Consider the following 20,597-nt stretch of genomic DNA (forward strand, 5'->3'; position numbering starts at 1 on the left):
GTCTACGGCCTGTCGAGCAGCGCTTGTCGGCGGTAGTCCCGCGGCGGCAGCCCGTAGGCGGCGCGGAAGCCGCGGGAGAAGTCGGAGGCGCGCGGCAGCCCCCAGCGGGCGCCGATGGCGTGGATCGGGGTGCTCAGGTGTGCGGGGTCGGCGAGATCGCGGCGGGCGCCCTCCAGCCGCTGGCGGCGGATCCAGGCGGCGACCGTCTCGCCGCCCGCCTCCTGCTGGAAGATGCGGTGCAGATAGCTCAGGGAGATGTGGTGGGCGGCGGCGATCACCGGTGGCGTCAGCTCCGGGTCGTGCAGCCGCTGCCGGATGAACGCCCGGATACGCTCGGCCATCGCGCGGTGCCGGGTCTCCGGCGGCAGGGTGTCCTCCGCCTCCAGGGTCTGGGCGATCCAGGCCGACACCAGGTCGACCAGGATCCGGCCCAGACGCGGGGTGTCGGCCGGGCCCAGCGCGGGCGCCTGCCACTCCAGGCCGGTGAGGAAGTCGCCCACGAGGGCGCCGATGCCGGTGCGCCCCGACAGTGGTCTGCCGAGCAGTTCCCGGTTCGCCGGCACCGGCAGCAGCACTCTGGGCACTTCGACGCCGAGCAGCTTGTGCATCCGGCCGTCCCCGTCGTCGTACGAACGCAGGTCGCCGGGGAGCGAACTGTCCGCCAGATAGAGGTCGTTCGGGCCGAAGGCGGTGCTCCGGCCGCTGTGCTCGAAGGCGAGGCCGCCGCCCACGACCAGCCTCAGATGGAGGATCTCCGGGTCGGAGCGGCGCACCATGCGGGCGGTGCGCAGATAGCGCGAGGGCGGGAACGAGGCCGACCAGGCGACCACCGGTCCCAGGTCCCGCAGACGTAACTCCGCCTGGTAGTCGGCGGCGTAGTCACTGGTGACGTCCATGGGGGCCGCGGTGCGGCCGGTACGTTCACGCCAGTAGGCGAGCCTGTCCCGCGCGGGCACGTCCGCGCACCGGATAACGGTCCCTGTCATCTCCACCCCGCTCCAACCGCCCCCGTGCACATGAAGATCGCAGGGACGGATGGTGCGTGGGGGAGCTCTTGGCACCGTGAACGGCGGGTGTATTCGCGGCGAAGAGGTCCTCCAGGATCGGTCAGATCGGGTGATCTTCGCGGGTGGACGTCTTCCCGTGGCGGTCAGGGCGTGGGCAGGGCGAGGTCCACGGACACCTCGCCGTCGTCGCCCGCGTGGGTCGCCGAAAAGGCGTGCGGGCCGTGTCCGTCGGCCTTCGCGGCGAGGACGTACGCGCCCCGCGCCGGGACCGCGAGCGCGTAACTGCCGTCCTCCGCCGAGAGGGTGGCGCCCGCCTGGCGGCCCCGGCGGTCGATCAGCGTCACCTTGGCGCGGGGGACCGGGGCTCCGGCGGCGTCCAGGACCCGGCCGCGGAAACCGCGCAGCGCCTCCTCGGCGCGGGCCAGGTTGGCCTCCTCCTCGCTGCTGGCGCGCAGTTGGGGCGCCCGGTTCGGCTTCGGCAGGAACAGGGCGAGCAGCAGCCCGATCGCCACCGCGCCGGTCGCGATCAGGAAGGAGACCCGGAAACCGTGCATGGTCGGGACCTCCACGCCGTTCACGGTGTTCGCCGTGTTGGCCAGCACCATGCCGATGACGGCGCTGGAGACGGACGTACCGATGGACCGCATCAGGGTGTTGAGGCCGTTGGCCGCGCCCGTCTCCGAGGCCGGGACCGCGCCGACGATCAGCGCGGGCAGCGAGGAGTAGGCGAGGCCGATGCCCGCGCCGAGCACGACCGCGATGACGAGGGACTGCCAGGCGGCGCTCATCAGGCCGAGGCCGGCGCCGTAGCCGACCGCGATGATCAGCAGGCCGAGGATCAGGGTGAACTTGGGGCCGTGCTGCGCCGACAGGCGGGCGTACACGGGCGCCGTGAACATCATCGTCAGGCCCAGCGGGGCGACCAGCAGGCCCGCGACCACCATCGACTGGCCGAGGCCGTAGCCGGTGCTGGTGGGGAGCTGGAGGAGCTGGGGGAGGACCAGGGAGACGACGTAGAAGGAGACGCCGACCATGATCGAGGCGAGGTTGGTGAACAGGACGGCCGGGCGGGCGGTGGTGCGCAGGTCCACGAGGGGGGCCTTGGTGCGCAGCTCGTAGACCCCCCACAGGACGAGGACGACCGCCGAGGCGGTGAACAGGCCGAGCGTGGTGGTGGAGGTCCAGCCCCAGTCGCTGCCCTTGGTGATCGGCAGCAGGAACAGGACGAGTCCGGCGGACAGGCCGAGCGCGCCGGGCAGGTCGAAGGAGCCCTCGGCGCGCATCGGGGACTCCGGTACGACGAGGAGGGTGAGGGCGATGGCGAGGACGCCGAGGCCGGCGGCGCCGTAGAAGAGGGCGTGCCAGTCGCTGTTCTGGGCGACCAGGGCGGCGGCGGGCAGCGCGAGTCCGCCGCCGACGCCGATGGAGGAGCTCATCAGGGCCATGGCCGAGCCGAGCTTCTCGCGGGGCAGCATGTCGCGCATCAGGCCGATGCCGAGCGGGATGGCGCCCATCGCGAAGCCCTGGAGGGTACGGCCGACGATCATCGGGAGGAGGGCGCTGGTGACGGCGCTGACCAGGGCGCCGACCACCATCACGGCGAGGCTGAGCACCAGCATGCGCCGCTTGCCGTACAGGTCACCGAGCCGACCCATGATCGGGGTGGCCACGGCGCCGGACAGCAGGGTGGAGGTGAGGACCCAGGTGGCGTTGGAGGGGGAGGTGTCCAGCAGCAGCGGCAGGTCCTTGATGACCGGCACGAGCAGGGTCTGCATCACCGCGACCACGATGCCCGCGAAGGCGAGTACGGGGACGACAGCGGGCCGGTCGTTGGTCGTTCTTGTCATGTGTAGCTTGAACTCGGTGCGCCCGGGCAACTATTCCGATGCTTTGGCTCACTAACGAAACCTTGACCTTTTCTTGGGACGGACGACCAGGGTTCCCGGGGCGGAGTCCCAGCGACGTAGTCCGAAATCCCGATGCCAGGAGCGTTCGGGCGTTGAGAGCATGACACCCATGCTCGATGCCGCCGAAGTCGCCCACGCACCCCGCCGTACCGCGCCGCCCGCCTGGCTGGTGGTCGCGCTCGCCTGCGCGGGGCAGTTCCTCGTCGTGCTCGACGTGTCCGTGGTGAACACCGCGCTGCCCTCGATGCGCACCGGGCTCGGGCTGAGCGAGCAGGGACTGCAGTGGGTGGTCAACGCCTACGCCATCGCCTTCGCCGGTTTCATGCTGCTCGGCGGCCGGGCCGGGGACCTGTACGGGCGCAAGCGGATGTTCCTGGTCGGGCTCGGCCTGTTCACGCTGGCCTCGCTGGGCGGCGGGCTCGCCCAGGACGACTGGCAGCTGCTGCTCGCGCGGGCGGTGCAGGGGCTCGGCGCGGCCGTACTCGCGCCCTCCACCCTGACCATCCTCACCTCCGCGGTGCCGGAGGGCCCGGCCCGGGCACGGGCCATAGCCACCTGGACCGCGGTGGGCGCGGGCGGCGGCGCGGCGGGCGGACTGGTCGGCGGGCTGCTGGTCGAGGTGCTGTCCTGGCGGTGGGTGCTGCTGATCAACGTGCCGATCGGCGCGGTCGTGCTGTTCGGGGCCGCGCGCTACCTGGCCGAGAGCCGCGCGGGGGACCGGCGCCGGCTCGATCTGCCGGGCGCGGTGCTGGTCACGGCGGGGCTCGCGACCCTCGCGTACGGGATCTCGCAGACCGAGGCCGAGGGGTGGACGGCGAGCGCGACGCTGGTCCCGCTCGTCGCCGGGCTCGCCATGATCGGGCTCTTCCTCGCCGTGGAGGCGCGGACGGCGGCGCCGCTGATGCCGCTCGGGCTGATCGCCCGGCGCTCGGTGTCCTCGGCGAACGTGTCGATGTTCCTGTGCGGCTCCGCGATGTTCTGCATGTGGTTCTTCATGACGCTGTACCTGCAGAACGTCCTGGGCTACTCCCCGCTGGAGGCGGGCCTCGCGCTGGTGCCCAGCTCGCTGGGGGTGGTCGTCGGCTCCAAGCTCGCGCCCCGCTTCATGCCGGGCCTCGGGGCGCGGAACGTGGCGGCGCTGGGCACGGTGGTGGCGGCGGTCGGGTTCGGGTGGCAGTCGCTGATGGGCGTGGACAGTCAGTACGTCACGGCGATCATGTTCCCCGGGATCCTGATGATGCTGGGCGCGGGCCTGACGGCGACGCCGCTGGCCTCCCTGGCCATCTCGGGGGCGCCGCCGCAGGAGGCGGGGCTGGTGTCGGGGCTGGTCAACACCTCCCGGGTGATGGGCGGTTCGCTGGGACTCGCGGTGATGTCCACGATCGCGGCGGCCCGGACGGAGGGCAGCTCCGGCTCTACGGCCCATGCGCTGACGGAGGGGTACGCGCTGGTGTTCCGGACCGGGACCGGGGTGCTGGTGGCGGGTGCGCTGCTGATGCTGGTGTGGCTGCCGCGCAAAATCTCGGCGGAGTGAGGCGGCGGGTGTCGGTGGGGCCGTGGGGAGAAAAATCCGCCGAGTGAGGCAACGCTTTTCGGGGCTCGTGGACTCCTTTGTTCATCAAGGAGGTGCCCATGGGGGAACGGACACAGGCTCGGGACGAGGAGTTCCAGAGCTTCGTCACCGGCCGCTGGCCGCGGCTGATGCGTACGGCATTTCTTCTCACAGGGGAGCAGCACGCCGCGGAGGACCTGGTCCAGACGACGCTCGAACAGGTCTACGTGGCCTGGCGCAGAGTCGGCACCGCCGACGAACCGGACGCGTATGTACGGCGCGTGATGGTCAACGCCCACGCGCGCAAGCACCGCAGACGGCTCAGGGAGTTCCTGGCGCCGAAGGACGACTCGGGCCTGGTGCGCGAGGTCCCGGACACCGGTGACCGCATCGCCCAGGCCGACGACCGCAATGCCCTGCTCACCGCGCTGGCCCAACTGCCGCCCCGGCAGAGGGAGGCGGTGGTGCTGCGCTACTGGGAGGACCTGACCGAGGTCCAGACGGCGGAGGCGATGGGCTGTTCCGTCGGCGCGGTCAAGAGCAACGCGGCCAAGGGGATCGCGAAGCTGCGCGCCATACCGGGACTGGCGGAGACGGTGACGTACGGAGGGCGGATGTGATGAGCGCGGACCGGGAGAGGAACCTCGACATGACACACAGGGACATGGCCCTCCTGCTGGCCGAGGCGGCGGACGGGGTGGAGATCGGCACGGCGCCCACGCAGGCCGTGATCCGGGGCGGGCGTCGGCGCAGGGCGCGGCGGTGGACGGTGGCGGCGGCCGCGGCGCTGGTGCTCGGCGGGGGCACGGGGGCGCTCGCGGTCACCGGACTGCCGGGCGACGGCGGGGACGGGGGCGGGATGGTGGCGACGACGCCGACCGAGTCCGCGCTGCTGGAGCTACTGAGCCCGCGGTCGACCTCGCTCGCGGCCGGGCGGGAGGACGGCAAGCCGTGGAGCGTGACCGTGGACGTGTGGGCGGCGCCGCGGGACGAGGTGCAGGCCGAGGCCCAGCTGCAGGCGATGCATGAGTACGGGGTGCGGCCCAACGGCGTCGACTCACCGTCCGAACTGATCGGCAAGAGCTCGTACTTCGTGGGCAGGTCCTACGGATCCACCTACGCGGAGATCATGCAGAACGCCTTCGACGGTACGACCACGAACCTCGGCGCCACCACCGCGGCGGTTCCGCTGGAACCGGACTCCGACGGCCCGTATCGCCTGGTGGTCGGTCAGGTGGATAAGAACGCCGCGGGAGTCATGTGCGAGTGGAAGGACGGCACAAGCACTGAGGTCCGGCGGGAGTCCTACGGCAAGCCGTCCGACACCGGTCAAGGGACCATCACCTACGTCGCGGACTCCCCTGTGGACTGGTATGTGTGCCTGGCACCGAAGGGTACGGAGTTTCAGGAGACGGGGATGATAGTGGCGCCGCTGCCGGAGGATGCCTGGAAGTCCTAGGCGCGGTCGGCTGGACCTGGGTGGCGCGCGGCACCCGGTTCAGGTCTCAGGCCTTGGTCTCGCGCCCGTCGGTGAGTGCCGGATCGATCACCGTCTCCCCGGTCAGCACCCGGCGGATCGCCGCCGCCAGTTCGCGCACCGGGCCGTCCTTGACCAGGAAGCCCGCGGCCCCGGCGGCCAGGGCCTGCCGCACATACTCCGGGCGGGCGGAGGTCGCCAGGATCAGCACCCGGCAGTCCGGGACCTGCTCGCGCAGTTCGGCGGCAGCTTCCAGTCCGCTCAGGCCGGGCAGGTCGACGTCGAGGAGGGCGACATCGGGCCGGTGCACGAGCGCCGCGTCCACAACGGCGTCGCCCCGTCCGACCTGGGCCACGACCATCAGGTCCGGCTCCATGCCGAGCAGCACCGCCAACGCGCCGCGGACCGTCCCCCGGTCCTCCGCGAGCAGTACCCGGACGGACTGGGCGGGGCGGTGGTCGCGGGGCATCTCGTTCACGGCCCAAGCGTAGGGCGGACGGGCGGAATCGGCGCGGCGGGAGAGCTGACGCGGCGTCAGGAGGCTTCACATGTGCGGGGGGCTCGGCTATAACGAGGGCGCCGGACTGGAACGCGTTCTAGGCCCTGCCGTCACACTGCCTGTCCGGCGGCGACAGGATCCTGGTCCGCCCATGCGCGACCTCGGTGCGGCCGACGGTGCGGACGACCGCGCCGAGGTCTCAGACCCGTCAGGAGCCCCATGCCCATCGACGCAGCGAAGGCCCTAGCAGCCGACCCCCGGTCCGGGAAGATCTCCTGGACCACCAAGGACGTGCAGCTCTACCACCTCGGGATCGGCGCCGGTGTCCCGGCCACCGACCCCGCCGAGCTGCGCTACACCCTGGAGTCCCGGTTGCAGGTGCTGCCCAGCTTCGCCACCGTCGCCGGCTCCGGCGCCCCCGGTGTGATCAGCGGGCTGTCCATGCCGGGCGTCGAGGTCGAGCTGGCCCGCGTCCTGCACGGCGGGCAGAGCCTGGAGATCCACCGGCCACTGCCCGTCGAGGGCACCGCGACCACCACCTCGCGGATCGCCGCCGTGTACGACAAGGGCAAGGCGGCCGTCCTCGTACTGCGCACCGAAGTGGCCGATGTCGACGGGCCGTTGTGGACCAACGACTCGCAGATCTTCATCCGGGGCGAAGGCGGCTTCGGCGGCGACCGGGGTCCCTCCGCACGCCTCGAGCCGCCCTCCGGCGAGCCCGACAAGGTCGTCGAGCGCGCCCTGCGCGAGGACCAGGCGCTGCTCTACCGTCTCTCCGGCGACTGGAACCCCCTGCACGCCGACCCCGACTTCGCCGCGAAGGCCGGATTCGAGCGGCCCATCCTGCACGGCCTGTGCACCTACGGCGTCACCCTCAAGGCGGTCGTCGACACCCTGCTCGGCGGCGACGCGAGCCGCGTGCGGTCCTACGCCACCCGGTTCGCCGGGGTCGTGTACCCGGGGGAGACCCTGCGCATCCGGATGTGGGACCAGGGCGAGGCCGTCCGGGTCGAGGTGACCGCCGTCGAGCGGGACGACGCCCCCGCCCTCACCGACACCGTCGTCCGCCACTCCTGAGCCCAGCCCATCGTTCGAGGGGAGCCGCACCATGCGCGCAGCCGTACTGCACGAGACCGGCCAGGACAAGCTGGAGGTCCTCGACGACGTCGAGGCGGTGGGCTTCGGCCCCGGCCGGGTGAGGATCCGGGTGCGAGCCACCGGGCTGTGCCACTCCGACCTGTCCGCGATGAACGGCGTCCTGCCCCAGCCGGTCCCGTTCGTGCCCGGTCACGAGGGGGCGGGCGAGATCGTGGAGGTCGGCGAGGGCGTCACGAGCCTGAAGCCGGGCGACCGGGTCGTCGTCTGCTGGCTGCCCGCCTGCGGAGCCTGCCCCGCCTGCAAGCGCGGCCAGACCGAGCTGTGCCTGGCCGGGTTCATGAACGCCGGCACCCCCAACTTCAAGCGCCCCGGCGGCGATGTCTTCGGGTTCGCCGGCACCGGCACCTTCGCCGAGGAGGTCGTCGTGGACGCCGGCTGCGCGGTGCCGATGCCCGAGGACGTGCCCTTCGACATAGCCGCCCTCATCGGCTGCGGGGTCACCACGGGTCTGGGGGCCGCGATCAACACCGCCGAGGTGCAGGCCGGTTCCTCGGTCGCCGTCATCGGCTGCGGCGGCGTCGGCATCTCCGCGATCCAGGGCGCCCGGCTCCAGGGCGCCGCCGAGATCGTCGCCGTCGACCCGGTTGCGAGCCGCCGCGAGGCCGCGCTGAGGTTCGGCGCCACGCAGGCCGTCTCGCCCGACGAACTCCCCGACGCCAAACAGCGGACCACCGCGGGCGAGGGCTTCGACTACGTCTTCGAGGTCGTCGGCAAGTCCGCCACCGCCCGCACCGCCTACGAGAACACCCGGCGCGGCGGCACCCTCGTCATCGTCGGCGCGGGCGCCATGGACGACTTCCTCCAGCTCAACATGTTCGAGCTGTTCTTCGACGAGAAGCGGATCCTGCCGTCCCTGTACGGCGGCGGTGACGTGCTGCGCTCCTACGAGCGGACCATCGCCCTGTGGCGGGCGGGCCGGGTGGACCTGGCCGGACTGATCACCCACCGGGTGCCGCTGGCGGAGATCAACGAGGCGCTGGACCAGATGCGCACGGGCAGCGCGCTGCGCACGTGCATAGAGCTGTGATGGCGCGGCCACAGGAGGGGGCCGGACCGCTGGAGGGGCTCACCGCGATCGTCACCGGTGCGGGCCGGGGCCTGGGCCGCGCCGAGGCGCTGGAACTGGCCCGGCTCGGGGCGGCCGTCGTCGTCAACGACTACGGGCGGCCCGGCCGGGACGGCTCCGGCGCGTCCTGCGCCGGGCCCGCGGAGGAGACGGCGGCCGAGATCCGCGCGGCGGGCGGCCGGGCGCTGGCGCACGCCGGGGACGTCGCCGACTTCCAACAGGCCGCCCAGTTGGTGGGGTTGGCGGTTGAGGAGTTCGGCAGGCTGGACATCCTCGTCAACAACGCGGGCATCCTGCGCGACCGCATGGTCTTCTCGATGACCGAGGACGAGTGGGACTCGGTGATCCGGGTCCATCTCAAGGGCCACTTCAACACCACCCGTTTCGCGGCGGCGCACTGGCGGGAGCGGTCCAAGGCCGGGGGCGGGCCGGTGTACGGGCGGATCGTGAACACCTCCTCGGAGGCGTTCCTCGCCGGTTCGGCCGGGCAGCCCAACTACGCGGCGGCCAAGGGCGGGATCGTCGGCCTGACCACCTCCACCGCCCTGGCACTGGCCAAGTACGGCGTCACCGCGAACGCGATCTGCCCCCGCGCCCGCACCCGTATGACCGAGGACGTGTTCGGTGAGTCCTCCGCGGACGGCCTCGACCCGCTCGCGCCCGAACATGTCGCCCCACTCGTCGGCTATCTGGCCTCACCCGCCGCCGCCCGGATCAACGGCCAGCTGCTCGTCGTGCACGGCGGCATGGTCGCGGTGGTGGAACGGCCTCAGGTGCGGGCGCAGTTCGACAGCAAGCAGGAAACCTTCAGCTACGACGAGCTGGACGCCGTACTCACTGCGCACTACGCGGACCGGCCGCCGGGGGAGACGTTCGCGGCGGCGGAGGTGCTGGGGCTCAAGCGGCGGTGACGCAGACCGGGTTTCAAGCGCCTGTGACAACGGAACAGCCCCGCCCCCTTGTGAGGGGCGGGGCTGTCTTCGTCGGTTCAGGCCGCCGTTCCGGTCTGCTCCATCGGCTTGCGGTGGCGGCCGCGCGGGGCCGCCTCGCCGTCGTGGGACGAGACCGGACCACGGTGCCTGCCGTGACCTGTGTCCTCCTGGGTCTCGGCGGGCGGCTGGGTCGTAGTGGCGTCGCTCATCGGAAGAAATTCACCCCGTCAACATGATCTTTCAGAACAACCGGGCGAGTTTAACCGGCACACCTCGGGCCGAATCCAGCCGCACACGCCAACCGCCACTACTTCGTTACAAGACGCCCCAACGGCGCCTGTTGCAACGGCACCGGACGGGCCACGACAGGCTCCGGGGGAGCCGGGTCCGACGGCTCGTCAGGGGACGGCGAGGCCCCCTCCGACGTGGCCGCACCGTCGCGGACCGGATGCCCCGAAACGGTCTCACCCGGGGGCTGGACCAGCTCCCCTGACGCGGTCTCACCCGGGGGCCGGACCGGATCCCCCGAAGCGGTCTCGCCCGCGGCTACGTGCAACACTCCGCAGGGAATCTCGGCGGTGGAGTACGGCAGGCGCAGCTCCCCGTCCAGCGTCCAGAGCCCGGCGCCCGCCAACCACCCGTCCGGCGCCGGAAGATGACGCATCTGCTTCTGCGCGGGCCGCCACACCCCAACCCAGCTGCCCAGCGGACCGTCCACGCGCAGCGCCACTCCGCAGGCCTCCGGCATCAGCACCTGCCCGGGCTGGATCGCGAACGGCGTCACCGTGCAGTCCGCCACCCGCAGACACTCCGGGAACCGCACCGGCAGCGTGCTGCCCAGCACCCCCCACCCCAGCCGCGGCGGCTGCCCCGGCGACGGCGCGTCCGAGCCGATCAGCAGCAGCCCGCTGTCGGGATCGGCGAGCAGCAGCCGGTCGTCGCTCTCCGCCGCGATCTGCAGCAGCGGGGACACCTCACCGCCCCGTTCCAGATCCACCACGACCGCCTTGGTCCGCCCGCCGACCTCCCGGTCCAGCGCCAGCATCCGCCCGGCGCGGTCCAGCCACACCCCGCCCGAGCAGCGCCCCGGCAGCTCGGCGACATGCTCGGGCCCGAAGGCACCGCCCGCCACCAGCCAGATGTCGCTGGTGTGCCGGCCGACGGCGAGGGCGTACGCCTTGAGCCCGCACGGCGCCGGGGGCAGCAGCCGCAGCCGGGTGCCGGCGTCGGGGCACTCCACGGCGCCGATCAGCAGCTCGCCGGTGCCGGGGCCGGTCGGGTAGAGCAGCGTGAAAACATGCCGTCCGTCGGTGGGCCGGCAGATCAGAACCCGTCCGTCGCTCATCGGCTGCACCTCGGTGCCCGGCTCCTCGGGCTGGTTGCCGGGCAGCGGGACGGCGTACGGCTCGGGCCCGCCCAGCGTCCAGCGCTCCGGGAACCAGCAGTCGCCGTCCAGTGCGAGGCGGGCGCCGTAGGCGCCGTCCGCCGTGATCGCGCACCCGGCACGCGGCGCCTGCGAGTCGGCGGCGGGGGGTTCGATGGCACAGGCCGTCATCGTCTGGTCACCTCCGGCGACGAAGCTAGTTTTCGCACGCACAGACGTGGGACCGGCATGCACCCGCTTCACACAAAGGTGTGGCCCAGGAACGATTCGCCTGAGGAAACGGAGACGGGTGTGCTGCGCGAGAGCCGAGACGCGCCCCGTCCCGCCCCGACGGTTCGACGGCACGGAGCAGGGCCGGTTCCACGGACGGAACAGGGCCGGTTCCGCGGACGGAACAGCGCCGGTTGCATGGCACGGCACAGGGACGGTTCTACGGCGCAGAACAGGCAGGTAGCCTTTTCCCCGTGCCCCGTCTGTCTGAAGTCATCGCCGCGCTGGAGACCCTGTGGCCCGTCGAGCGGGCCGAGTCCTGGGACGCGGTCGGCACCGTGGTGGGCGACCCCGACCAGGAGGTCACCCGGGTCCTGTTCGCGGTCGACCCGGTCCAGGAGATCGTCGACGAGGCCGTGAAGCTGGACGCCGACCTGCTGGTCACCCACCACCCGCTCTATCTGCGCGGTACGACGACGGTCGCGGCCTCGCACTTCAAGGGCCGCGTCGTGCACACGCTGATCAAGAACGACATCGCGCTGCACGTCGCCCACACCAACGCCGACACGGCCGACCCCGGGGTGAGCGACGCCCTGGCCGGCGCGCTGGACCTCAGGGTCGTAGGCCCGCTGGTGCCGGACGCGAGCGACTCGACCGGACGCCGCGGCCTCGGCCGTATCTGCGAACTCGACCACCCGGTGACCGTCCGCGAGCTGGCCGACCGCGCCGCCGCCCGGCTGCCCGCCACCGCGCAGGGCATCCGTGTCGCCGGCGACCCCGACGCGACCGTCCGCAGGATCGCCGTGAGCGGCGGCTCCGGCGACAGCCTGTTCGACGTCGTGCGCGCCGCGGGCGTCGATGCCTTCCTCACCGCGGACCTGCGCCACCACCCGGCCTCCGAGGCCGTCGCCCAATCACCTCTCGCGCTGCTCGACGCGGCGCACTGGGCCACCGAGTGGCCCTGGTGCGAGCTGGCCGCCGCCCAGCTCGACGAGATCTCCGACCGCCATGGCTGGGACCTTCGCGTCCACGTCTCCAAGACGGTCACCGACCCCTGGACCAGTCACTCCCCTTCACCTGGAGCCCCCAACTGAACGCCGCGCCCGCCGACCAGATCCGACTTCTCGACGTCCAGGCCCTCGACGTCCGCCTCCAGCAGCTCGCGCACAAGCGCAAGTCGCTGCCCGAGCACGCCGAGATCGAGTCGCTGAGCAAGGACCTCACGCAGCTTCGCGACCTGCTGGTGGCCGCGCAGACCGAGGAGAGCGACACCGCCCGCGAGCAGACCAAGGCCGAGCAGGACGTCGACCAGGTCCGCCAGCGCGCCGCCCGCGACCAGCAGCGCCTGGACTCCGGCGCCATCACCTCCCCCAAGGACCTGGAGAACCTCCAGCGCGAGATCGCCTCCCTCGCCAAGCGCCAGGGCGACCTGGAGGACATCGTCCTCGAGGTCATGGAGCGCCGCGAGTCCGCGCAGGAGCGGGTCGCCGAGCTGACCGAGCGGGTCGGCTCGGTGCAGGGCAAGATCGACGACGCGACCGCCCGCCGGGACGCCGCGTTCGAGTCGCTGGACGGCGAGGCGGCGACGGTCACGAAGGAGCGCGAGGTCATCGCGGGCGCCGTCCCGGCCGACCTCCTCAAGCTCTACGACAAGCTGCGCGAGCAGCAGGGCGGCATCGGCGCGGCGAAGCTCTACCAGCGCACCTGCCAGGGCTGCCGTCAGGAGCTGTCGATCACCGACATCAACGAGATCCGCGCGGCGGCGCCCGACACGGTGGTGCGCTGCGAGAACTGCCGGCGCATCCTGGTGCGTACGGCCGAGTCGGGCCTGTAGGAGCTTTTCCGGTGCGGGAGTTCATCGTCGAGGCGGACGGCGGGTCACGGGGCAACCCGGGGCCCGCGGGCTACGGAGCGGTGGTCTGTGACGCGGCGACGGGGGAGACGCTGGCGGAGCGCGCCGAGTACCTGGGCGTGGTCACGAACAACGTGGCCGAGTACCGGGGTCTGGTCGCGGGCCTGCGCGCGGCGCATGAACTGGACCCCACGGCCAAGGTCCACGTCCGCATGGACTCCAAGCTGGTGGTCGAGCAGATGTCCGGCCGCTGGAAGATCAAGCACCCCGACATGAAGCCGCTGGCGATGGAGGCGGCCCGGGTGTTCCCGCCGGACCGGGTGACGTACGAGTGGATTCCCCGGGAGCAGAACAAGCGGGCGGACCGGCTGGCGAACGTGGCGATGGACGCGGGTGCCGCCGGAACGCCGGTGGCTGTGACGGCCGAGGCCGATGTGCGGGCCGCTGAGGTCGACGGGGATGTGCGGGCCACCGAGGCCGACGCTGGCGTGCGAGTCACTGAGGCCGAGGCCGATGTGCGGTCCAGCAAGGCCGAGGCCGATGTGCGGTCCAGCAAGGCCGAGGCCGATGTGCCGGCCGCCAGGATCGACGCCGATGTGCGGGCCACCAAGGCCGAATCCGATGTGCGGGCCGCGAAGACCGTCGCCGCCCCCGGTTGGGCTCCCGCCGACATGGGGGCGCCCGCCACCTTCGTACTGCTCCGGCACGGGGAGACCGCGCTCACCCCGCAGAAGCGGTTCTCGGGGAGCGGGGGCAGTGATCCGGCCCTGTCGGAAGTCGGGCGCGAGCAGGCCGAGCGGGTCGCCGTCGCGCTCGCCCGGCGAGGGACCGTACAAGCGATCGTCGCGTCCCCCCTCGCCCGTACCCGGCAGACCGCCCAGGCCGTGGCCGACCGCCTCGGCCTGGAGGTGACCCTCGAAGAGGGCCTGATCGAGACGGACTTCGGTGCCTGGGAGGGCCTCACCTTCGGCGAGGTCCGCGAGCGTTACCCGGACGACCTCAACGCCTGGCTCGCCGACCCCGAGGCCCGCCCCACCGGCGACGGCGAGAGCTTCGCCGAGACCGCCACCCGCATCGCCGCCACCCGCGACAAGCTGGTCGCGGCCTACGCGGGCCGCACGGTCCTCCTGGTCAGCCACGTCACGCCGATCAAGACCCTCATCCGGCTGGCCCTGGGCGCCCCGCCCGAGTCCCTGTTCCGCATGGAACTCTCGGCGGCCTCCCTGTCGGCGGTGGCGTACTACGCCGACGGCAACGCGAGCGTACGGCTCTTCAACGACACGTCACACCTGCGCTGACCCCCGCCGCACACCTGCGCTGAGCCCCGCCGCACCCCGGGCCAGCGCCTCGATCCGCGCCCAGTCCCGCGCGGCGACGGCCTCGCCGGGAAGCATCCAACTCCCGCCGACACAGACGACGTTGGGCAGGGCCAGATACTCCGGTGCGGTGTCCGGCCCGATCCCCCCGGTAGGGCAGAACCGCGCCTGCGGCAAGGGCCCGGACAGGGACTTCAGATACGCCGTCCCACCCGCGGCCTGCGCCGGGAAGAACTTCATCTCCCGCACCCCACGCTCCAACAGCGCCACGACCTCCGACGTCGTGGACACCCCCGGCAGAAACGGCACTCCCGACTCCCGCATCGCCGCCAGCAGTACGTCCGTCCAGCCCGGGCTGACGAGGAACCGCGCCCCCGCCCCGACCGCCGCCGTCACCTGCTCCGGCGTGATGACGGTCCCCGCGCCGACCACGGCGTCCGGCACTTCGCCGCTGATGGCCCGAATCGCGTCCAGGGCCCCCGGCGTCCGCAGGGTCACCTCGATCGCGGGCAGCCCACCGGCGACCAGCGCCCGCGCGAGGGGTACGGCGTCGGCGGGGTCCTCGATCACGACGACGGGCACGACAGGGGCATGGTCCAGCACGGAGGTCATGCGGACATCCTGCCGAGGGTTTGCAGTGTGCGCAAAGGTCATTGCACAGAATGCAACGGGATCAGTGGATCTCGTCCACCAGCACGTCCAGAGACCAGGCGGTACCCGCCTTCTTGGGCGCCTCGGCCTCCACCACGTACCCGAGATCCCGCAACGCCTCCACCAGCTCGGCGGGCCCGCCCGGCCGCACCCCGCCCGCCAGCAGACTCCGTACGATCCGCCCCTTGGTCGCCTTGTTGAAGTGGCTGACGACCTTCCGGGTCGGCGCGTGCAGCACCCGTACGCTCGCCGTCCGCCCGGCGATCTCACCCTTCGGCTTCCAGGCAGCCGCGTACGCAGCCGACCGCAGGTCCAGCACCAGACCGTCCCCGGCGACCTCGGGCAGGGTCGCCGCCATGGCCGTTCGCCAATGCGTGCCCAGCGCGCCGAGCCCCGGCAGCTTCACCCCCATCGAGCAGCGGTAGGAGGGGATCCTGTCGTTGACGTGGACCGCACCCCACAGCCCGGAGAAGACGAGCAGCGAACGCGCGGCGCGCTTCTTCGCGGCGGCGTCGAGGGAGGACAGTCCAAGGGCGTCGTAGAGGACACCCGTGTAGATCTCCCCGGCGGGCCGGGCGCCTGCGTTTTTGAGAGCAGCGTTCTTGGCGATCTCGCCCCGAAGCCCCTCACTCAGTCCAAGAACCTGCCGCGCCTTCTCCTCGTCGCCGACGCACAGCTCGACGAGCTCGTCGAGTACGGCCGCACGGGCCTCCGCGAGCCCCGGCAGCGACAACGACTCCAGCTTCAGCGGTGCGCCACGGCCGGAGGACGCCTTGCCTTCGGAGGGCGGCAGCAGGACAAGCACGGGTGGATCTCCTTCTGTAGAGCTCGGCCACAGCGTACGGCGTGCCACCCGAGGGCCCCCGCCCTACGCTCGCTGTATGCCCCGCCGCCACATCCGCGTGACCGGCGCCCCCGAAGCCCCCCTCCGGGCCGCCCTCACCGCACTGCGCACCGAGCTCGACATCGCCGAGGCCTTCCCGCCGGAGGCCCTGGCGGAGGCCGAACGCACGGCGAGGGACCCCTCCCTTCCCCTGGACGACGCGACGGACGTCCCCCTCTTCACGATCGACCCGCCCACCTCCACCGACCTGGACCAGGCGATGCACCTGTCCCGGCGGGGCACCGGCTACCGGATCCGGTACGCCATCGCGGACGTGGCGGCCTTCGTGGTACCGGGCTCGTCGCTGGACGCGGAGGCCCACCGCCGCGTACTGACCCTGTACTTCCCGGACACCCGCATCCCGCTCCACCCGGCCCTGCTCAGCGAGGGCGCGGCGAGCCTGCTGCCGGGCCAGACACGTCCAGCGGTCCTCTGGACCATCGACCTGGACGCGGAGGGTCGCCCGCTCGCCGTGGACGTCCGCCGCTCCCTGGTCCGCAGCAGGGCGAAGCTCGACTACGCGGGCGTACAGAAGGAGATCGACGCCGGTACGGCGGAGGAGCCGCTGGCGCTGCTGGCGGAGGTCGGCCGGCTGAGGGAAGGCCTGGAGGTGGCAAGGGGCGGGATCTCTCTCAACGTCCCCGAGCAGGAGGTGGTGGAGCGCGACGGCGGCTACGAGCTGAGCTTCCGCGCCCCGCTCCCGGCGGAGGGCTGGAACGCCCAGATCTCCCTCCTGACGGGAATGGCGGCGGCGGACCTGATGCTCGGCTACGGCACGGGAGTGCTGCGTACGCTCCCGGCGGCGCCGGACGGAGCGGTGGGCCGCCTGCGCCGTACCGCGACGGCCCTGCACATCGACTGGCCGCACCACGTGTCGTACGCGGCGCTGGTCCGCTCACTGGACCCGGCGGTCCCCCACCACGCCGCGTTCCTGCAGGAGTGCACGACGCTGCTGAGGGGCGCGGGCTACACGGTGTTCCGGGACGGAGACGTGCCGGACATCGCGACGCACTCGGCGGTGGCGGCGCCGTACACCCACTGCACGGCCCCCCTGCGCCGCCTGGCCGACCGCTACGCGACCGAGCTGTGCCTGGCGGCGGCGAGGGGTTCGTCGGCCCCGGACTGGGTCCTGGCGGCACTGGACGCCTTGCCGAAGGAGATGGCGGACGGTTCACGGAGGGCGGGGACGGTGGAGCGCGCGTGTTTGGACACCGTCGAGGCGGCCCTGCTGCAGGGCAGGGAGGGAGAGACCTTCGACGCGTACGTGGTGGACGTGGCGGAACGCGACCCGAAGGCAGGCACGATCCAGCTGAGAGCCCCGGCGGTGATCGCGAGGGTGGAGGGAAAGGACCCCCTGCCCCTGGGCGAACCCCTGCGCGTACGCCTCACCCGTGCGGATCCGGCGACGGCGAAGGTGCTGTTCGCTCCCGCGTGAGCATGCGGATGGTCCGCCGGATGGCCTCGGCCTGGGCGGGGGCGAAGTCGGCGTAGAGGGCGCGGAGAAAACTGCTGTCGTGATCGACGGAGGCGTCCGGAAGGAGCTCTCCGGGCAGACAGTCGACGAGGGCGCGGGCGGCGTCGTCGATCCTGGGGTCGTCGGTGGAGGCGTCGGCGAGCTGATCAAGCAGCGCGTAGGCGGCACGGGCCCGCTCGAGGCCGTCCGGGGTGGTGAGGCTGCTGGTGAGGAGAGAGCTGAGCCGGGCCCGATCGTCAGGATCGGCGGTGGTCTCGATGAGAGCGAGGATCTCGCGATCTTTGACGGCCATAGGGGAGTCGGCGAGGTGCTCGGTCGTACGAAAGAGATCGGCAAGCTCGGCTGAGACGGGCCCCTCCGGACTGACCCCGCCCTCGATGAGCGCCCGCAGCCGCTCGCGCCGCTCACGGATGGCGGCCTCCTGCTGAGCGAGATCCTCGTCGAGCTCCTGCAGCACCTCGGCGAGTTCCTTCCCGACGTCATCGGCCAGCACGTCGCGCACCTCCCCGAGCCCGAGCCCGAGTTCGGTGAGCCGCCGAATCCGCGCGAGCAGGACGGCATGCCGAAGGGTGTAGTCCCGATACCCATTGCTGAGCCGCTCCGGCTCCGGCAGCAGCCCGAGGTGGTGATAGTGCCGGACGGTGCGGGTGGTGACTCCGACGGCTGCGGCGAGCTCTCCGATGCGCATGGGGTCAGTAGAAACCTTGACGTGACGGCAGGGTCAAGCGGGCGACGGCTCCCTGACGGCAACGCCAGTCGTGTGCCACGATCGAGGGAACGGTTCCCGATCTCACGGCCAGGTGATCAGCCGATGTCCCAGTCTGGCGAGCGACAGAAGGAGGGGCGTGACATGACTGCCGTGGCCCACGAGCCTCTCACGCAGGCGGATGTCCTGCTGGAGGGTTTCCTCGCCCTGGACACGCCGGAGGGCTTCCGGGCTGAGCTGATCGAGGGGGAGATCGTTGTGACGCCGCCGCCGGACGGGGATCACGAGGACTACATCGGGCTCATTGTGGAGCAGGTGATTCTCCATTCCGGGACGAGGATGCAGTTCGCCGGAACGAAGGGCCTCATTTTGCGAAGTGGGAGCGGTGGCCCGAAGGATCGCTTGATCCCGGACGGCACGTTCGCTCCCAGGGAGCGGAGGCTTTATCGGGGCGCCGACTCCTGGATGCCCTGTGACGGGGTGGCCATGGTCCTTGAGGTGACGTCCACCAAGCCCAGGGCCGACCGTGAGGCCAAGCGCCGGTGCTACGCCCGGGGTGGCATCCCGCTCTACCTGCTCGTTGACCGCGAAGCCTCCTCAATCACGTTGTTCAGTGATCCGGAGAAGGACGACTACCGGGAGCACTGCACCCGCCCGCTCGGCAAACCTCTCACGCTGCCCGAGCCATTCGCCTTCGACCTGGAGACCACGGACTTCCTCTGAGCCGGCGCCCGGTACCATGGTCGACACGGCAGACGAGCCGGGCGGGCGGCCGCGTGGAGTCCCTTCGGGGGCTTCCCGAGGAACGTCCGGGCTCCACAGGGCAGGGTGGTGGCTAACGGCCACCCGGGGTGACCCGCGGGACAGTGCCACAGAAAGCAAACCGCCCAGCGCTTTGGTGCTGGGTAAGGGTGAAACGGTGGTGTAAGAGACCACCAGCGCCTGAGGTGACTCAGGCGGCTAGGTAAACCCCACCCGGAGCAAGGTCAAGAGGAGCGCCGTAAAAAGCGCTCTGCGCGGACGTTCGAGGGCTGCCCGCCCGAGTCTGCGGGTAGACCGCACGAGACCGGTGGCAACACCGGTCCTAGATGGATGGCCGTCGCCCAGGGCCCCGCGAGGAACCCTGGGAACAGAACCCGGCGTACAGCCCGACTCGTCTGCCCCCAAGGTTCCCGTGTGAGTGCGCAGGTTGGTGCGCAGTGCGCAGACCCCTTTGTCCGCCTGCGCAGTCGTTCGCGCGTACCGCGCAATGCGCCGCGCAGGCCCTCTACGCATGTGGCGACCAAGTCCAGGCGACCCTTTGGTCGGGGTCCTGGACGGGGCGCCACACAGGCTCGGATGGACCCTTGGTGCGTAGGTCGGACAGGGCCGCCGTCAGGACGGGAACCGTGCGTAGGAAGAGGGTCAGCGCTGGGGCGTTGGCGGCTGCGTGCAGGGCCCGGATGCGGGTGGTGAGGCCGACGGGGCCGGTGCCGTCCAGGATGAACAGCACGCGGGGGAAGAGGGGGTAGTGCCGTCGCCATTCCTCCTGGAGCGGGTTGTGCGTGGTGGCCCGCTGGTGGCGCGCGACGGGTGTGGGGACGTAGTCGTGGAGGCGAGAGTAGGCGTTGAGCTTGGCCGCCAGGCGTTCCGGGCCCATGGTGGCCCGGTCGACCTCGATGAACGCTCGCAGCATTGACCAGTCCTCGCCTTCGGTGCGGCCGCGCTGGTAGTACATGAGGGCGTCCGGTATGACGGCCTCTCCGGCCCCGAGGGGATGGTGGACCTCGGGGAGCCAGTCCAGTGGGCGGCACAAGTCGCCGTGGCTGCGGGCGTCCTGGATGAAGTGGAGCGCTGTTTCGGTCACCGTCAGCGTGTGGTCCAGCCGTAGTCTCGCGGCTGTCGGGTTGGACACCGTCCTGGGCAGGCGTCGTCCGCGCAGCTCCGGCCATTCCGCGGCGATGCGCGCACCGTACGAGGTCGGGAACCATGCGCGTAGCCGTCCGGACCGGGGCAGGGTGATGCGGTCGACCAGTCCTTCATCGCGCAGCTTGGCCATCCGTCGCCGCGTTTGCTCGATCCGCACGCCCGGCGCGATCAGCCGGTGCATCTGCTCCGTGCTGGCCATCCGGTACTGCGTCACCACCGCCAGCGCCAGACGATCCCCACCGCCCGTGTCCACGTCCGTCATCGTCGGTCCGCCCTTCGTGTACGGCTGGCGTCGGCCTGTCCGGCGCCGCGTGCACTGCCACAGCAACAGCCGATCCCGACCACACCCGCGACCACGAAGGCCCGACCATCGTCACGATGCGAGAACGTCTCTGACGACCAGGCTGACAGCCCCGCCCGTAGCCTTCGCGACAGCCGTCAGTAGCCTGCCGCACTGCGGATGGCGTATCCGCAGGTCACCACGGCATCCATCGCGAGGTCGCCAGCCCGACATCCCCCTCTGCACACCCCGCGCTCGCCCCAACCAGAAGAAAAGCAGGTGACCGGGGACGGCGGGCGACGGGCGGGCGCGTGCCGCCGGGGGATCGGGGCGTC

General features: G+C 71.7%; 19 protein-coding genes, 1 other RNA gene and 1 pseudogene. 12 read left to right on the forward strand and 9 right to left on the reverse strand.

The features are described from left to right. Nucleotides 1-2: 2 nt before the first annotated feature. Together ACWDRW_RS07465 and ACWDRW_RS07470 are read right to left on the reverse strand one after the other, a co-directional pair. On the reverse strand, nucleotides 3-986 hold the full coding sequence (locus ACWDRW_RS07465) for a helix-turn-helix domain-containing protein (protein ID WP_451721312.1): 984 nt from the start codon (nucleotides 984-986) through the stop codon (nucleotides 3-5). 164 nt (nucleotides 987-1,150) lie between these two features. Continuing rightward, a complete protein-coding gene (locus ACWDRW_RS07470) occupies nucleotides 1,151-2,854 on the reverse strand; it encodes an MFS transporter (RefSeq protein ID WP_451721314.1) in 1,704 nt (567 codons plus the stop codon). A 160-nt stretch (nucleotides 2,855-3,014) separates the two neighbouring features. Between ACWDRW_RS07470 and ACWDRW_RS07475 the strand changes: the two genes are divergently transcribed. From ACWDRW_RS07475 to ACWDRW_RS07485, 3 genes are all read left to right on the forward strand, one after another. Continuing rightward, nucleotides 3,015-4,448, forward strand: a complete 1,434-nt coding sequence (locus ACWDRW_RS07475; RefSeq protein WP_451721316.1) for an MFS transporter — start codon at nucleotides 3,015-3,017, stop codon at nucleotides 4,446-4,448. Nucleotides 4,449-4,546: 98 nt separating this feature from the next. Next, the gene (locus ACWDRW_RS07480; protein ID WP_451721318.1) at nucleotides 4,547-5,086 is read left to right on the forward strand and encodes a SigE family RNA polymerase sigma factor; all 540 of its coding nucleotides are present in this window, start codon (nucleotides 4,547-4,549) and stop codon (nucleotides 5,084-5,086) included. A 29-nt stretch (nucleotides 5,087-5,115) separates the two neighbouring features. Further along, on the forward strand, nucleotides 5,116-5,925 hold the full coding sequence (locus ACWDRW_RS07485) for a hypothetical protein (protein ID WP_451721320.1): 810 nt from the start codon (nucleotides 5,116-5,118) through the stop codon (nucleotides 5,923-5,925). 73 nt (nucleotides 5,926-5,998) lie between these two features. Here the strand turns inward: ACWDRW_RS07485 and ACWDRW_RS07490 are convergent. Continuing rightward, nucleotides 5,999-6,412 (reverse strand): annotated as a pseudogene (locus ACWDRW_RS07490) (response regulator); the annotation flags it as partial. A gap of 249 nt (nucleotides 6,413-6,661) precedes the next feature. Between ACWDRW_RS07490 and ACWDRW_RS07495 the strand changes: the two are divergent. The 3 genes from ACWDRW_RS07495 to ACWDRW_RS07505 are packed head-to-tail and all read left to right on the forward strand — an operon-like array spanning nucleotide 6,662 to nucleotide 9,577. Further along, nucleotides 6,662-7,519: a MaoC/PaaZ C-terminal domain-containing protein gene (locus ACWDRW_RS07495; RefSeq protein ID WP_451721322.1), complete on the forward strand. Its 858-nt coding sequence runs from the start codon at nucleotides 6,662-6,664 to the stop codon at nucleotides 7,517-7,519. A gap of 31 nt (nucleotides 7,520-7,550) precedes the next feature. Beyond that, nucleotides 7,551-8,627, forward strand: a complete 1,077-nt coding sequence (locus ACWDRW_RS07500) for a Zn-dependent alcohol dehydrogenase (RefSeq protein WP_451721324.1) — start codon at nucleotides 7,551-7,553, stop codon at nucleotides 8,625-8,627. Further along, entirely contained in the window at nucleotides 8,627-9,577 is a 951-nt protein-coding gene (locus ACWDRW_RS07505; protein ID WP_451721326.1) for a 3-oxoacyl-ACP reductase, read from the forward strand. Before ACWDRW_RS07500 ends, ACWDRW_RS07505 begins: the two co-directional genes overlap by 1 nt. A gap of 77 nt (nucleotides 9,578-9,654) precedes the next feature. Here ACWDRW_RS07505 and ACWDRW_RS07510 read toward each other — a convergent pair whose 3' ends face one another. Then, nucleotides 9,655-9,807 (reverse strand): hypothetical protein, encoded by a 153-nt coding sequence (locus tag ACWDRW_RS07510; protein ID WP_451721328.1) that lies wholly within the window; start codon nucleotides 9,805-9,807, stop codon nucleotides 9,655-9,657. A gap of 98 nt (nucleotides 9,808-9,905) precedes the next feature. Then, entirely contained in the window at nucleotides 9,906-11,153 is a 1,248-nt protein-coding gene (locus ACWDRW_RS07515) for a hypothetical protein (RefSeq protein ID WP_451721330.1), read from the reverse strand. Nucleotides 11,154-11,446: 293 nt separating this feature from the next. On the opposite strand from ACWDRW_RS07515, the gene ACWDRW_RS07520 reads away from it, so the two are divergent. The 3 genes from ACWDRW_RS07520 to ACWDRW_RS07530 are packed head-to-tail and all read left to right on the forward strand — an operon-like array spanning nucleotide 11,447 to nucleotide 14,342. Further along, nucleotides 11,447-12,286, forward strand: a complete 840-nt coding sequence (locus ACWDRW_RS07520) for a Nif3-like dinuclear metal center hexameric protein (protein ID WP_451721332.1) — start codon at nucleotides 11,447-11,449, stop codon at nucleotides 12,284-12,286. Continuing rightward, entirely contained in the window at nucleotides 12,283-13,026 is a 744-nt protein-coding gene (locus ACWDRW_RS07525; RefSeq protein ID WP_451721389.1) for a zinc ribbon domain-containing protein, read from the forward strand. The genes ACWDRW_RS07520 and ACWDRW_RS07525 overlap by 4 nt, the downstream gene beginning before the upstream one ends. A gap of 11 nt (nucleotides 13,027-13,037) precedes the next feature. Then, nucleotides 13,038-14,342, forward strand: a complete 1,305-nt coding sequence (locus tag ACWDRW_RS07530; RefSeq protein ID WP_451721334.1) for a bifunctional RNase H/acid phosphatase — start codon at nucleotides 13,038-13,040, stop codon at nucleotides 14,340-14,342. Here ACWDRW_RS07530 and ACWDRW_RS07535 read toward each other — a convergent pair. After that, nucleotides 14,328-14,972: a bifunctional 4-hydroxy-2-oxoglutarate aldolase/2-dehydro-3-deoxy-phosphogluconate aldolase gene (locus ACWDRW_RS07535; RefSeq protein WP_451721336.1), complete on the reverse strand. Its 645-nt coding sequence runs from the start codon at nucleotides 14,970-14,972 to the stop codon at nucleotides 14,328-14,330. The two genes, ACWDRW_RS07530 and ACWDRW_RS07535, sit on opposite strands and share 15 nt — an antisense overlap. 61 nt (nucleotides 14,973-15,033) lie before the next feature. After that, on the reverse strand, nucleotides 15,034-15,816 hold the full coding sequence (gene yaaA / locus ACWDRW_RS07540) for a peroxide stress protein YaaA (RefSeq protein ID WP_451721338.1): 783 nt from the start codon (nucleotides 15,814-15,816) through the stop codon (nucleotides 15,034-15,036). Nucleotides 15,817-15,892: 76 nt separating this feature from the next. Here yaaA and ACWDRW_RS07545 point away from each other — a divergent pair, with 76 nt between their 5' ends. Further along, entirely contained in the window at nucleotides 15,893-17,329 is a 1,437-nt protein-coding gene (locus tag ACWDRW_RS07545) for an RNB domain-containing ribonuclease (protein WP_451721340.1), read from the forward strand. Here the strand turns inward: ACWDRW_RS07545 and ACWDRW_RS07550 are convergent. Then, complete coding sequence (locus ACWDRW_RS07550; protein ID WP_451721342.1) at nucleotides 17,280-18,056, reverse strand: MerR family transcriptional regulator; 777 nt, start codon at nucleotides 18,054-18,056, stop codon at nucleotides 17,280-17,282. The two genes, ACWDRW_RS07545 and ACWDRW_RS07550, sit on opposite strands and share 50 nt — an antisense overlap. Nucleotides 18,057-18,218: 162 nt before the next feature. On the opposite strand from ACWDRW_RS07550, the gene ACWDRW_RS07555 reads away from it, so the two are divergent. Beyond that, nucleotides 18,219-18,797, forward strand: coding sequence for a Uma2 family endonuclease (locus ACWDRW_RS07555; protein ID WP_451721344.1), 579 nt, complete (start codon nucleotides 18,219-18,221; stop codon nucleotides 18,795-18,797). Nucleotides 18,798-18,830: 33 nt separating this feature from the next. After that, nucleotides 18,831-19,234, forward strand: an RNA gene (gene rnpB, locus ACWDRW_RS07560) — RNase P RNA component class A. Nucleotides 19,235-19,341: 107 nt separating this feature from the next. Here the strand turns inward: rnpB and ACWDRW_RS07565 are convergent. Then, nucleotides 19,342-20,244, reverse strand: a complete 903-nt coding sequence (locus ACWDRW_RS07565; RefSeq protein ID WP_451721346.1) for a replication-relaxation family protein — start codon at nucleotides 20,242-20,244, stop codon at nucleotides 19,342-19,344. Between the last annotated feature and the right edge of the window lie 353 nt (nucleotides 20,245-20,597).

The organism is Streptomyces sp. NPDC003635 (assembly GCF_053587635.1).

What these genes read in the sequence shown, in the direction of transcription:
- ACWDRW_RS07465 (WP_451721312.1), bottom strand. Translation starts at nt 986, where the DNA reads ATGACAGGGACCGTTATCCGGTGCGCGGACGTGCCCGCGCGGGACAGG.
- ACWDRW_RS07470 (WP_451721314.1), bottom strand. Translation starts at nt 2,854, where the DNA reads ATGACAAGAACGACCAACGACCGGCCCGCTGTCGTCCCCGTACTCGCC.
- ACWDRW_RS07475 (WP_451721316.1), top strand. Translation starts at nt 3,015, where the DNA reads ATGACACCCATGCTCGATGCCGCCGAAGTCGCCCACGCACCCCGCCGT.
- ACWDRW_RS07480 (WP_451721318.1), top strand. Translation starts at nt 4,547, where the DNA reads ATGGGGGAACGGACACAGGCTCGGGACGAGGAGTTCCAGAGCTTCGTC.
- ACWDRW_RS07485 (WP_451721320.1), top strand. Translation starts at nt 5,116, where the DNA reads ATGACACACAGGGACATGGCCCTCCTGCTGGCCGAGGCGGCGGACGGG.
- ACWDRW_RS07495 (WP_451721322.1), top strand. Translation starts at nt 6,662, where the DNA reads ATGCCCATCGACGCAGCGAAGGCCCTAGCAGCCGACCCCCGGTCCGGG.
- ACWDRW_RS07500 (WP_451721324.1), top strand. Translation starts at nt 7,551, where the DNA reads ATGCGCGCAGCCGTACTGCACGAGACCGGCCAGGACAAGCTGGAGGTC.
- ACWDRW_RS07505 (WP_451721326.1), top strand. Translation starts at nt 8,627, where the DNA reads ATGGCGCGGCCACAGGAGGGGGCCGGACCGCTGGAGGGGCTCACCGCG.
- ACWDRW_RS07510 (WP_451721328.1), bottom strand. Translation starts at nt 9,807, where the DNA reads ATGAGCGACGCCACTACGACCCAGCCGCCCGCCGAGACCCAGGAGGAC.
- ACWDRW_RS07515 (WP_451721330.1), bottom strand. Translation starts at nt 11,153, where the DNA reads ATGACGGCCTGTGCCATCGAACCCCCCGCCGCCGACTCGCAGGCGCCG.
- ACWDRW_RS07535 (WP_451721336.1), bottom strand. Translation starts at nt 14,972, where the DNA reads ATGACCTCCGTGCTGGACCATGCCCCTGTCGTGCCCGTCGTCGTGATC.
- ACWDRW_RS07545 (WP_451721340.1), top strand. Translation starts at nt 15,893, where the DNA reads ATGCCCCGCCGCCACATCCGCGTGACCGGCGCCCCCGAAGCCCCCCTC.
- ACWDRW_RS07550 (WP_451721342.1), bottom strand. Translation starts at nt 18,056, where the DNA reads ATGCGCATCGGAGAGCTCGCCGCAGCCGTCGGAGTCACCACCCGCACC.
- ACWDRW_RS07555 (WP_451721344.1), top strand. Translation starts at nt 18,219, where the DNA reads ATGACTGCCGTGGCCCACGAGCCTCTCACGCAGGCGGATGTCCTGCTG.
- ACWDRW_RS07565 (WP_451721346.1), bottom strand. Translation starts at nt 20,244, where the DNA reads ATGACGGACGTGGACACGGGCGGTGGGGATCGTCTGGCGCTGGCGGTG.